This is a genomic window from Vibrio sp. CK2-1 (genome assembly GCF_021726515.1).
Taxonomy (GTDB): domain Bacteria; phylum Pseudomonadota; class Gammaproteobacteria; order Enterobacterales; family Vibrionaceae; genus Vibrio.
Map to the genome: position 1 here is coordinate 17,044 of NZ_JAKKCJ010000008.1, position 12,541 is coordinate 29,584.

Consider the following 12,541-nt stretch of genomic DNA (forward strand, 5'->3'; position numbering starts at 1 on the left):
GCGAAACAAGGTATGGGGCAAAAGTAAGTTAAAGCACTTCGAACTATCAATCTAGTTTTGCCCCTGAAATTTCCTACCTTATCGGCATACCTTTACTCAAATAACCGTATTATCTACTACGTAAGTATACGAATACTGCTCACCCTCGTTATCTTTAAACGATAAGAAGTACTGCTTTTCTTTTAAGCGCCTTACTTTAACCTCATCATCTTGATAACCTTCCGGTTCCAGTGCTAATACCTCCATAACACAATAAATCGAAGGCACTTCAAGCTCATCATTAAATGACACACGATAACTACTGTTGTGCAGCCTATCTAGAAAACTATTGATGCTTTTTTTTAACGCTTCTCGCTTTTGATTCACTATATCAACTTGGTCAACAACGGCTGTCTTATTCGTCACAAACCAAGCAGTTAAAGGTGTCATATAACCATCAATAGGCGTTTCAACGCATAAATCCCAACATTCAGATGCATTATATTTACGGTACATGATAGAAGCCGCTTTACCACCAGGTAGCCGGACTAAATGCCTCTTTTTTATAATATCAAGTTTAGCTACTAACGTATTTAATTCATAAGTCGAGATTAGCTTATCTGGTGCAAGTAACGTTTCTTCCATATACAAAGCCAAGGCTTTAACTTCAGGACTCGCCTCACTTAAGTTAATATAAATATCCGAAGATGTACCATCGTCGTTCACTGGGTGCTTAATAATGGCATTATAATGTTTCATTGTTTCTCTCCACATTCAGGGCAAAACTTCACACTGGTATCCATCAACATGCTATTACAGTTTTTGCAATACACAGCATCTTGACCTTTTCGTAGCATCGCAATATGGATAACGCTTGGGATGGTCACGCTGTAAGCTGGCCCAGCTAAATCGATAGCCGTCCATACTCCTGTTATCGCCCAACCAACGGGCCCCGCTAATACAGAGGCCGTTCGTACTACAGTCGCGTTAGTGGCAAACATGAGTCCTCGCCCTAAAATAAGCTTAGCGATTTGATTGGCAATAATGACGGTCAACTGATAAGACTTAAAACCACCAGCACGGAACAAGGTAATGAGCGCAGAGCTTGCCATGGCACCTTTAGGCGCACTACCTGAATAATCTAACTCTTCAAATAGCGCCGCCTTTTCCTCTTCACTCATTTGCTCAACGGCTTTTTTCAAAATCACTTCAAGTATGGCTTGCTCATTCTCCTCAACCGCAACGCCCTTTTTCACATTCGCTTTAACCTTCTTACCCACATCAAACACAATTTCGCCATAGCTAGGGCCAGCACTACGGTATAGGTTTGCAAAAGAGTTTCCGCCCATTTCACGAATTTCTTTTGCAATAAGGTCATTATACTTTTGGTGGTCTGGTCGATGCTTTTTGTAGGCATCCGATAGAGTTAAGTCTTGTGAGAACTTCTTCTCGATATAACCGACCAATGGCGCTAAATCCTCATTGGTGGCTTTTTCTAGGACTGGATTGATATCTGAATCGTAAATATTGGTATTGCTCATTTAAGTAGTCTCCATCGTTAATTGATATTCCCTACTTTACTCACCAGCTTTGCACAGTTCGCAAACCAACAAATTTTTTCACTTTTTTATTCTAACGTTCATCCCTTTCAGCAATACGTGCTTCAATCCATTCCTCAACTTCTTCTTTTATCCAGGCAACGGCTCTATCTCCCAACGATACAGATTTAGGGAAACGTCCTTCACTGATGAATTTATAGATACTTGAACGGCTTAGGCTAGTAAGGGCGATAACTTCTTTTAAACGGATAAGTTGCATGATGAGACTCCTTTAAATTGATTGGCTCAAAGGAATTCCCACCGTTGTTTTTTATCTCGTTAATGACTCAGCCCACCTGCAATATCGATAGCGCTCAGCCTTAGATTAAAAATTTGCATTTATATATTACCTCCCTGATTAACTAACCAATCTAGGAGGCAACATGTCTATCTATCATTCCACCGCACACCGTATTACCCCTACCGATATAGAGTTACTAGAGAAAGCTGCTGAAGTGGTTGAAAGCCTCTATCTATCCGGTGATGTGTATACCAACCCAAACAAAGTCAAAACCTTCTTACAATTCAAACTCAGCAAATACGAGCAAGAAGTCTTCGGTGTCATGTTCTTAAATAATCAACATCAACTGATTAGCTTTGAGCTCATGTTTAAAGGCACCGTTAATGCCGCCTCAGTCTATCCAAGAGAGGTTGCCAAGCTTGCACTACAACTTAATGCCTCTGCCATCATCGCCACTCACAATCACCCTTCAGGGCAATCCAGCCCATCACAAGCTGATATACAAATCACACAGCGACTAAAAGAAGCATTAGAGCTCATCGATGTACGCATGCTCGATCACATCATTATTGGTAAAGACACATCATCACTGGCTGAATTAGGCCAAATGTGACCTTTATTCATCGTTTAATTCATTAATCCCTCAAGGAGTCAGACATGTCTTATGCAAAGAAATTAGAAAGAGCCATCAAAGGCACAACAGCGGTGGTGACCGTCATTGTTGCCGCACCTGTATTCGGTCCAGTAGGAACCATCACTGCCGCAGGCTTTACCGTAGCAGCCGTTATTGGAGGCGTTACCGCTATGACTGAAGAAGACTGAATCACTATATTTAAAGCAATAAAAGAAAGCCCCCATGACGGGGGCATATATTATTAATCTTTATTTTTTGTTCAATATACATTCAATTAAAGTTATCGACTATAACCAAAATTATGCTTACCTGATCCATACTTTTTCGTTTCACATTTAGAAAGGTAGCTAAGCCGTCGAAATACTACGTTATATATAAAAGTATAATGCTCGTCCTTTACATTTAATTGATAGAAAGGCTTTGACTTAGGGAAATGTACTAACGATATAATATCGTTAGTTGACACTCTAATAGCGCTACTCCATGCCGAATAAATCAATCCAGCTAAATTATCCCTTAACACTCGGTAATCCCCAATACGATTAAATGAATTAGCATTTAAAAATATAGCCACATGATAATGTGGATTATTAGATTTCCCTTCTTCTTTACACCATATATATTCAAGTTTGGTTTTATGCACTCTAACACCAAACTTTACTTTCCTTTTTTCATACGCTTTGATTTTAGCTTTTAATGATTCAAAAAAACGACTAATCACCCTAGTGTCACTTTTCACTAAAGATAATGCATGTAGATCAAATCTTAATACGAATGTTCTTGCATGATTATTCATTGCTTTATTCATCACCAATCTAATTCTATCTAGATAAGTGTCATTTAAGGTATAGCTAGTCAATATACTCCAACCATCATGTTCGATAGTACTTAGACATGAGTTCATCATTAGGTCTCCTATAGTAATTTCATAGGACACATTGATGTTGTTTTTTTAGGTTACTTGAGTGGAGGGAATCTTAAGTTAGAGAGATTCAATAAAGATAGTATTAACATCCCCGACCTAATAAAAAAGCGTGGGGGAGACTAAACACACCTAAAGCATTAACGTCATTGATACAATCATCAGGAAAAATCACTCTGACAATACATTAAAATGTTAGGTAAGCTAATAACAGCCATTAAGCAAGCGAAATATACACTACAAAAAAACTACCACAATCAACCTATAAGCACTACAATAACAATACAATAAAACTACTGAGTAGATATCATGTTTGCTGAAAGAGATCTTACTGAAAACGGAAAAGATTTAGAAATAACATTTAAAACTGCGATTGAATATCATATGGCTATTATGTACATTCACAGCCATATAGCGATGTACCACTATAAACTTACAGCCTTTGGTCGCTTAGAAACACTACAGCTTAATGAGATGCTAAATGAACATTTAAGGGCTACAGGAAATCAATCAAAGGACCGAAAAAACGAAATAATCTCACACGTCAAAAACAACCTAATTACTGAAGATGATTTACCATGGTTTGATAAAAACAACGCAAGACTTTGTTTTTTTATTTGGTATTGCTGCATAAAAACTGGAGTACACTATGATAATAATTCTGGTACTTATGCTATAGAGCTGCTACCTGATAATTTTACTTTTTCCCCTTTCTACTCATCCGTAATGCTAGGTCAACTTAGCCCGACAGTTAAAACGTGTTTTCGGGACACATTAGACTTCATTAATTCATTCAGCTTTACCACACTAAAAAAACAAGACAAAATAAATTATTTAATCAGCCTACATGAACTACATAAAGAAAATACTTCCGTGGCAAACTTTAAATGGTTAGAATCGGAAAAGATAGATAAAGATTGGGCTATAGACTATATCAAAGATTTATTAGATAAATATAATTTCACAAGAGATTTCAATTTCCCTCATAACTTCCCAGAGTCAGAATTTAATAATGTGATCCCCCTTGCATTTGATACAAATAAAAACATACACCCTATAGATAAATACAAAGCAATTCAAAAACTAAAAAAAGCTTGGCAACAGAAAAAATATCGAGCCACATTAGACAATAAAAATAGAAAAACACATCAAATAACCATGTCTAAAGGAATAGATGATAAAATATCTTTAATAAAATCAAAATTAGAAGAGAAAGCGAATTCAAATTCTGAATTGCACAACAAACGAATTTTCACAAAAAATGAAATCATAGAACGACTAATCGATGAGGAATATGATAGACAAAAAAACTCATAATTTTTGTTCATTATCAAAAAAACTCGAGGTGTCTGTAGACTGCGAAATGTAATTTTGAGGTTATCGAGCACAGTTAAAGAGCATGGGTAAGTCCTACTAAAGCAGTAAAATGGGATGATACATGAATAATAATTTCAATTTAGAGCAAGCCGTTAACGTCTTCAATTCGGGCAAAATGTAACGGACAAAGATTACTTTTAAGCTCCTATCATGAGGTAAAGCGGCTTTAAAGGCTTAATCTTCTCGACGCATAGTGGTAACCAACCTAATCGGAAAAGCGAAAAGTTTAAAAAGATTGAATAGCATAGATTAGAAAGCTGATCACAAAAAGAGATATGGATTATTAAGGCTATCTAAGCAGCACAACAAATTGTGACTTTTGATATTATATAAAAGTCCTTTAAGGTTATTTAATTAATCGTCGCTTAATAGGTACACCAAAAGGTACACTAGAAAAAATCAAATCAACAGAAAGTAATAAATAACAAAAAGATAACAACACAATTCAGATGACGCCAGCCCACCAATCGATTGGAAAGGCCGCTAAGTTTAAAGCTTAGCGGCCTTTTTGATTTTTTATAATTTAGAAAATAGAATCAAGTTCAGATGCGCTGCCGGGATTTGAACCACCGCCCGCTTTTCTTTTATTCTTGTTCTGATTCATTCTTTCTCAATTCACGAGTTTCGGCTTCCAATCTTGCAGCATCAATTTCATCTAAAATGGATTCTACGTCGGCTAATTCGTCGGATTCGACAAACAACCCGGTCAATTTAGTCTCGGGAAATAACTCGCCGGCTTGGTACAACTGCCACATTTCTTTAGCGTATTCGGTTTGCTCTAGTTCTGGTACATACTGGCCGTAGTAGCTACGCATGTTGTTTACATCACGGGCAAACATCCATTCTGCGTTATTGTTGGCGGAGGCATTGACGGCTTGGGGTAAATCGATGATTACTGGCCCATATTCATCCACCAGCACATTAAATTCTGATAAATCACCATGAATGATCCCGGCGCATAACATACGTTTGATGTACTCGATCATCTCATCATGATCTTCTAATGCTTGTTCGGCGGACATAGATACATCATTTAAACGCGGCGCAACAAAGCCTTCTTCGTCGGTAATAAGCTCCATTAATAATACGCCATCCACTACCCCGTAAGGCTCTGGCACTCGCACTCCAGCAGTTTTCAAGGCATAGAGCGCATCGACTTCGGCGCTTTGCCAAACCGCTTCTTGCTCACCACGACCAAACTTAGAGCCTTTTTCCATGGCGCGAGCACGGCGGCTGTTTTTTACTTTACGCCCTTCTCGATATTGCACCGCTTGCTTAAAGCTACGTTGATTAACTTCTTTATACACTTTAGCGCAACGAATTTCGTCACCACAACGCACGATATAGACTGACGCTTCTTTGCCACTCATAAGTTGGCTCACTACGTCATCAACGACGCCATCTTCAACCAAAGATTGCATTTGTTTAGGTATTTTCATTACTGAGGTGGGACTACTTAAAGAAAAGGAAGGTATGTGGTTAGCTTATCTCATTTATGGCGAATTAGATATTGTTGCCGTTATTAAGCAATCTTCGGTCTTCAAAATAATCAATAGAAATCACCTATCAATACAATAAGAACAATCTATTTTTCAAAACACTCAAACAATGTGAATATACTTCCCGTAAGCAAGAAACGAGGCGCAATAACGCATTGCCCCATTTAGATTTCAGCAAGACTTTAGAATTTTAAACAAAAGGGAAAGACCATATTATGATTAACACTCAAATCAAACCATTCAACGCAACAGCATTCAAAAACGGCGAGTTTGTTGAGGTTTCAGAAAAAGACGTACTAGGTAAGTGGGCAGTATTTTTCTTCTACCCAGCAGACTTCACATTTGTATGTCCAACAGAATTAGGCGACCTTGCTGATCATTACGAAGAGCTACAAAAACGTGGCGTAGAAGTTTACTCAGTATCAACTGACACTCACTTCACTCACAAAGCGTGGCACGATAGCTCTGACACTATCGGTAAAATTCAGTACTACATGCTAGGCGACCAAACAGGCAACATCACGAACAACTTCGGTGTTATGCGTGAAGGTCAAGGTCTTGCAGACCGTGCAACATTCTTAATCGACCCAGAAGGTACGATTCAAGCAATGGAAATCACAGCTGAAGGTATCGGTCGTGATGCAGAAGACCTACTTCGTAAAGTGAAAGCAGCACAATACGTTGCAGCGCACCCAGGTGAAGTATGCCCAGCAAAATGGAAAGAAGGCGAAGAAACACTAGCCCCTTCTCTTGACCTAGTAGGCAAAATTTAATTAGCCACTAGTCTTAATATGCTGTTAATAACTCCCCATTATTGACGGCTAATTTGAGAGCTAGTTGATGGTATTACTTCTGACGACCTATACCGTTGGCTAGCTCTCACCCCTGTTTTTATTTTCGAAATTTGATTTATCCAGAGTAACCACTCTCATTTTAAAAGAACTCTAATTTTTAGAAGTAAGGTGTCATAGCATGCTTGAACAAGCGATCAAACAACAATTAGAACAGTACTTAGCCAATGTAAAACATGATATCCAATTAGTGGTTAGCCTAGATGAAAGCAAAGCCGCGCAGGATATTCTTGCTCTTGCTAATGAAATTGCTGAACTTAGCTCATTTATTACCGTGGTACGCGATGACGCAGCTAGCGACCGTAAGCCTGTCATGTCTGTGGTTAACCCAGAAAAAGGCACACAGTTACGTTTTGCTGGCCTACCAATGGGCCATGAATTTACGTCATTAGTTCTAGCCCTACTGCATTCTGGCGGTCACCCAATCAAGCTAGAAAGCGAGACGATTGAGCAAATTGGTCAACTAGGCAAAAAGCTTGATGTTGAAGTGTTTATTTCTTTGTCATGCCAAAACTGCCCAGATGTCGTCCAAGCGTTCAATATGATGTCAGCCATCAACCCTGATATCCGTACTACCATGATTGACGGCGCGCTATTCCAAGATGAAGTAAAAAATCGCGACATCATGGCCGTACCAAGTGTATTTGTGAATGGTGAATTATTTGGCCAAGGTCGTATGACGCTAAATGAAATCCTTGGCAAACTTGATGATGGTGCAGCCGAAAAAGCCGCTGCTAGCTTAAACGAAAAAGACCCATACGATGTATTAGTCGTTGGTGGTGGCCCTGGTGGTAGTGCTGCAGCTCTATACGCGGCACGTAAAGGTATTCGCACCGGGGTTGTAGCAAAACGTTTTGGCGGACAAGTCATGGATACCATGGCTATTGAAAACTTCATCTCGGTAAAACGTACTGAAGGGCCGAAGCTCGCTACCGATCTGGCTGAGCACTTAAAAGAATACGATGTTGATGTAGTAACCGAACAGCAAGCCGACAAAATCATGGGCGCGCCACATACTGAAGATGGCCTGATTCATATTGCTCTTGAAAGCGGTGCGACATTAAAAAGTAAAAGTATCATCCTTAGCCCTGGGGCTCGCTGGCGTGAAATGAATGTTCCGGGTGAACAGGAATACCGTAACAAAGGTGTCGCTTACTGCCCACACTGTGATGGTCCATTGTTTAAAGGCAAGAGAACTGCAGTTATCGGTGGTGGTAACTCAGGTATTGAAGCGGCGATTGATCTAGCTGGTATTGTTGAGCATGTAACGGTACTGGAATTTGCTGATGTACTACGCGCAGACCAAGTTCTTATTAACAAAGCGAACTCACTGCCTAACATCGATATTATTACTATGGCGCAAACTACAGAGGTCATCGGTGATGGTAAACGTGTGACTAGCCTTAAGTACAAAGACCGCAACACTGATGAAATCAAAGAAATCGAACTAGCGGGTATCTTTGTTCAAATTGGCCTAGTACCGAATACTGAATGGTTAAAAGACAGCGAAGTGAAACTATCAGAGCGCGGTGAGATCATCGTAAATGATCGCGGTGAGACTAGCATGCCAGGTGTGTTTGCTGCGGGTGATGCAACCACAGTACCTTATAAGCAAATCATTATTGCGATGGGTGACGGTGCAAAAGCAAGCTTAAGTGCCTTTGATTATCTGATTCGCCAAGATGGTTAATCTCTAATAATTAGAGCCTAGAACAATCATAGTTTGATACTAAAACGAGCTCATCACGAGCTCGTTTTCTATTGGATATAAACCGACTTGAGCATAAAGCTATACTTCAGGCTGAGCATGCTCCCGCTCTTCCGATAACTTCTCTTTCTTCACTTCAGGAATATGCCCTTCGCTCACCGCCTCTTGATAACAACCACTCATCTTAATGGCTAAGTACATATCGGCGCGGATCCGAATACCGCCTTCCCCTACTTTTACGCCAGCTAAATCACACCATTGCTTCAAGCGTCGCTTATGACCAGCCAGTACTAGGCGAATACCACGTTTTTTTAAGATCGCTTGAACGTCACTAATTACCGACATCACAGTGAGATCCAAATGGGTAAAGCTAGCCACCGCATCAATAATCACGTATTTGACATCGTTCGATCCAGCCTCCGCTACTTTATGTAATAAACGACGTTTAAAGTGCGCGGCATTAAAATAAGTAAGTGGTGAATTAAAACGATAAATCACTAAACCGGGAATGGCTTTCGCTTTACCTGATTTACCTAAACTTCTCACTGTACCTTTAGTATCGATACCCAACACTTGATCGGTTGGACGCATCACAATACGCAAAAACTGGAACAAACCGAGTAATACCGCCAAGGTGATCCCCGGAATAACACCAATCACCAACACGGCAATAAAAGTAATACTGGATAAATAGAAGGCATCTTTATCGCGCTTGCGTAGTCCCCAAATTCCTTTTAAATCAATCAAAGAAATCGAAGCAACTATCAAGACCACTCCCAGTGCAGCAACTGGAATAAACTGCAATGGCTGATAAGCCACTACCGCCACAATGGCAATAATAATCGCAGAAATTATCGAAACCAACTGAGTTTTACCGCCATTGGCATCATTGACGGCAGTTCGTGAGCTAGTGCCACTGACTACAAACCCTTGAGAAAATGCCGAAGCAATATTAATCATACCGAGCGCACGGAATTCTTTATCGGCATCAATATCATAGCCATTCTTGGCAGCAAAACTACGCGCAGTAAGCATCATACTTACAAAGCTCACCATGGCTAAATTGAGCGCAGGCATCACAAGCTCACGACTTAAACCAATATCAAATTCAGGTGCTTGAAAAACAGGTAGACCACCATCGACCATACCGACAATACCCACACCAACCGATTGAAAATCACCGAGCCAAACAAAAAGACTCGCGATAATGATGGCAAGCATTGCCGCAGGCCACCTTGGGCGTAACTTTTTACAACAGAGATAGATCCCAATCGTCACCGCACTGACTAACAGAGTTTGCCAATGAATATTCACTAATTGCGAAGGGGCATCCCATATCTGCTCAATGAGGTATGGTTGGTTATAGGTAATACCAAAAACTTTAAAAAATTGGCCAACGATAATGGTGATCGAGACACCATTTAATAAACCTAATAAAATTGGGCCAGAGAGAAAGTCGGCAAAGACCCCCAACTTAAACTTACTGGCAATTAAACACCACAGGCCAGTCATGGCTGTCATGGTAATAACTAATTGCCAATGTTTTACCGCATCACCAGCAGCAAGTGGGGTTACAACCGCCGCAATGACCGCACAAGTTGCTGTATCTGGGCCAACAATAAGTTGTCGAGAAGTCCCCATGAATGCATATACCAACATAGGCAGCACACAAGAGTACAAACCAACTATCGCACTTACCCCAGTTAATTCGGCATAAGCAATCGCAACCGGTAAGGCAACCGCCACCACAGAAAGCGCAGCTCGAAGATCATCACCAAGCCAAGCTTTGTCATAGTTTTTTAATTGAGATAAGCCGGGAAGCCACTCTTCGATCCATGCAACTTTCAACTCTAGCCCCCTTCTATAATTCATCTTCTAATCATTTATCTTATAATCATATTAGAAAATAACGGTGTCATGGGAATGTTTCTTTATAAAAATAAATTACTTATGGTTAAAACAAAGCCGACAAGGTTGAATTAACGAGGGGGATCGACTTTATTCATGCCAGAACCATTCACTCGAAACCAACCCGCTATTGAATAGCGATCACGGGTTGCCGGTAAGACCTCATGGGGGAAATCTTCACTCAAAAAAAGCGCAATCGTACCAAAGCTCGGCGTTACTCTAACCAATTCCTCTCGCGTATCATCTTGATAAATAACCAACTCACCTTGGTCTTCTTTGGTCCAGTTCGGATTTAAGTACACTACGAGACTGAGGATACGATTAGATTCACCTTTAAAGGCATCTTTATGGGTTTTATAAAAATCGCCCGGTGAATAATGCGCAAAATGACTTTCAAATGAGAATAGCCCTAAAAATAGATGTCGATTTAAATAGCGTTGTAACTCAGCCGCCCAAGCAAGCCATTCCTTTCCAGCTAAGCTTTCACCATTAATCCAACACACCTCATCTTTGCGTACAAACTGGTTGAGCATTAGCTTATCTTCACGCCCAATACCAGCCCGCTTAAAGTTATCATCGGGCATGCTGTGTACATGTTGATGCAGCTGATTTAATAAATCGGCAGGAAGTGCATTAGGGTGAATACTGTAACCTTGGTGAGCAATATTTTCGGCAATCGCATCAAATAGTGATTCATCAACCAGAGGTAAATGAATCACATCTTCAGTCAAAACTACGTTCATTTTTATCCTTAAAAAAATACACGCTGCCTCTCTTCTCTAAGGGGGAATATAGAGAAAACTAAAGAGGTTAGAACGGTCGCTGAGTGTAGTGCGTGTTTAGTTTTTAGGCGAGTGTTATTTAACGTTTAGTACTTGTATTACTTCATTGACCAATGTTGATAACGACCTTTAAATTCCTTTTTCTCAGGAGAGCTATAAATAAAGCTTTTTGAGGTTGTTAGATTTAACGCATGTAATGATTCAAGCATTTTCACTGCGGCTGTCACCCCATCAATAACCGGAACGTTTAGGCTATTTTGTAGGCGTAAAGCAAGATCGGACATACCTGCGCAGCCAAGAACGATCGCCTCTGCTTTATCTTGCTTTATCGCGATTAAACATTCAGCTTCAAGCTCATTAAAGACCGCTTCCGAAGTTTTCTCTAAATCTAACACCGATATTTCGGCAGCTCGAATAGAGGCACATTGATGTGTAAATCCATATTTATCTAATAAATGTTCAGCCATCGGGATCGTTCTGGCTAACGTTGTCACAATAGAAAAACGATGTGATACCAAACTGGCTAAATGAAAACCAGCTTGAGCAATACCAATAACTGGTGCAGTGGCAATTTCTTTTGCCGCATCGATGGCTGGATCGCCAAAGCAAGCAATAATATGACCATCGACCTGATTCGCCTCCCCTTCAGCAATAACCTCAAGTAAAGCCGCAGAAGCTATCACTTCATCTCTCATGCACTCAATACTCTCAGGGCCATGTATCGGTGATGAAGCAAAAACTTGAGTGCTATTCTGAGCAACCGATTCAGCACTAGAAGCTATTTTATCGGTCATCGCTAAGCAGGTATTTGGGTTGATAAGGTTAATTTTCATAAACATGCATTCCTAGGTAACAAATATTTAGTAGCACTAACGAATGCGATAAGCATGCCAAGTTTAAGAAAAGTCCAGCAATAGCAAGCAATCCAAACTAAAACCTTAAAAACAATATTGTATACAATTAATATATGCACATTACTGTACTTTCTTTGCACTGATAAAATGCAGATCCCTCATTAAAGGCACTTAAATAGGGAAATATG

Annotated in this window: 13 protein-coding genes; 5 read left to right on the forward strand and 8 right to left on the reverse strand. The window is 40.0% G+C overall.

Annotated elements, in window-relative coordinates:
- Window positions 1-96 precede the first annotated feature (96 nt).
- From L3V25_RS15380 to L3V25_RS15390, 3 genes are all read right to left on the reverse strand, one after another.
- On the reverse strand, window positions 97-738 hold the full coding sequence (locus tag L3V25_RS15380) for a hypothetical protein (RefSeq protein WP_237296350.1): 642 nt from the start codon (window positions 736-738) through the stop codon (window positions 97-99).
- Window positions 735-1,520 (reverse strand): ubiquinol-cytochrome C chaperone family protein, encoded by a 786-nt coding sequence (locus L3V25_RS15385; protein ID WP_237296351.1) that lies wholly within the window; start codon window positions 1,518-1,520, stop codon window positions 735-737. Before L3V25_RS15385 ends, L3V25_RS15380 begins: the two co-directional genes overlap by 4 nt.
- A gap of 91 nt (window positions 1,521-1,611) precedes the next feature.
- Window positions 1,612-1,797 carry an AlpA family transcriptional regulator gene (locus L3V25_RS15390; RefSeq protein ID WP_237296352.1) on the reverse strand — a complete coding sequence of 62 codons (186 nt, stop codon included), beginning with the start codon at window positions 1,795-1,797 and terminating at the stop codon, window positions 1,612-1,614.
- A 163-nt stretch (window positions 1,798-1,960) separates the two neighbouring features.
- Here L3V25_RS15390 and radC point away from each other — a divergent pair, with 163 nt between their 5' ends.
- Window positions 1,961-2,431 carry a DNA repair protein RadC gene (gene radC / locus L3V25_RS15395; protein WP_237296353.1) on the forward strand — a complete coding sequence of 157 codons (471 nt, stop codon included), beginning with the start codon at window positions 1,961-1,963 and terminating at the stop codon, window positions 2,429-2,431.
- Between the two features lie 44 nt (window positions 2,432-2,475).
- The gene (locus tag L3V25_RS15400) at window positions 2,476-2,640 is read left to right on the forward strand and encodes a hypothetical protein (protein WP_237296354.1); all 165 of its coding nucleotides are present in this window, start codon (window positions 2,476-2,478) and stop codon (window positions 2,638-2,640) included.
- 92 nt (window positions 2,641-2,732) lie between these two features.
- Here the strand turns inward: L3V25_RS15400 and L3V25_RS15405 are convergent, their stop codons facing one another.
- Window positions 2,733-3,359 carry an inovirus Gp2 family protein gene (locus L3V25_RS15405; protein ID WP_237296355.1) on the reverse strand — a complete coding sequence of 209 codons (627 nt, stop codon included), beginning with the start codon at window positions 3,357-3,359 and terminating at the stop codon, window positions 2,733-2,735.
- Between the two features lie 324 nt (window positions 3,360-3,683).
- Here L3V25_RS15405 and L3V25_RS15410 point away from each other — a divergent pair, with 324 nt between their 5' ends.
- Window positions 3,684-4,691 (forward strand): hypothetical protein, encoded by a 1,008-nt coding sequence (locus L3V25_RS15410; RefSeq protein WP_237296356.1) that lies wholly within the window; start codon window positions 3,684-3,686, stop codon window positions 4,689-4,691.
- A gap of 644 nt (window positions 4,692-5,335) precedes the next feature.
- On the opposite strand, the gene L3V25_RS15415 is transcribed toward L3V25_RS15410, so the two are convergent.
- A complete protein-coding gene (locus L3V25_RS15415; RefSeq protein ID WP_237296357.1) occupies window positions 5,336-6,190 on the reverse strand; it encodes a PA4780 family RIO1-like protein kinase in 855 nt (284 codons plus the stop codon).
- A gap of 275 nt (window positions 6,191-6,465) precedes the next feature.
- On the opposite strand from L3V25_RS15415, the gene ahpC reads away from it, so the two are divergent.
- Together ahpC and ahpF are read left to right on the forward strand one after the other, a co-directional pair.
- Window positions 6,466-7,023: an alkyl hydroperoxide reductase subunit C gene (ahpC, locus tag L3V25_RS15420; protein ID WP_027696829.1), complete on the forward strand. Its 558-nt coding sequence runs from the start codon at window positions 6,466-6,468 to the stop codon at window positions 7,021-7,023.
- 199 nt (window positions 7,024-7,222) lie between these two features.
- A complete protein-coding gene (gene ahpF / locus L3V25_RS15425) occupies window positions 7,223-8,791 on the forward strand; it encodes an alkyl hydroperoxide reductase subunit F (RefSeq protein WP_237296358.1) in 1,569 nt (522 codons plus the stop codon).
- 99 nt (window positions 8,792-8,890) lie between these two features.
- Here the strand turns inward: ahpF and L3V25_RS15430 are convergent, their stop codons facing one another.
- From L3V25_RS15430 to L3V25_RS15440, 3 genes are all read right to left on the reverse strand, one after another.
- Complete coding sequence (locus tag L3V25_RS15430; protein WP_237296359.1) at window positions 8,891-10,681, reverse strand: SulP family inorganic anion transporter; 1,791 nt, start codon at window positions 10,679-10,681, stop codon at window positions 8,891-8,893.
- Between the two features lie 107 nt (window positions 10,682-10,788).
- The gene (locus tag L3V25_RS15435; RefSeq protein WP_237296360.1) at window positions 10,789-11,460 is read right to left on the reverse strand and encodes a 2OG-Fe(II) oxygenase; all 672 of its coding nucleotides are present in this window, start codon (window positions 11,458-11,460) and stop codon (window positions 10,789-10,791) included.
- A gap of 137 nt (window positions 11,461-11,597) precedes the next feature.
- Window positions 11,598-12,332, reverse strand: a complete 735-nt coding sequence (locus L3V25_RS15440) for an aspartate/glutamate racemase family protein (RefSeq protein ID WP_237296361.1) — start codon at window positions 12,330-12,332, stop codon at window positions 11,598-11,600.
- Window positions 12,333-12,541 lie beyond the last annotated feature (209 nt).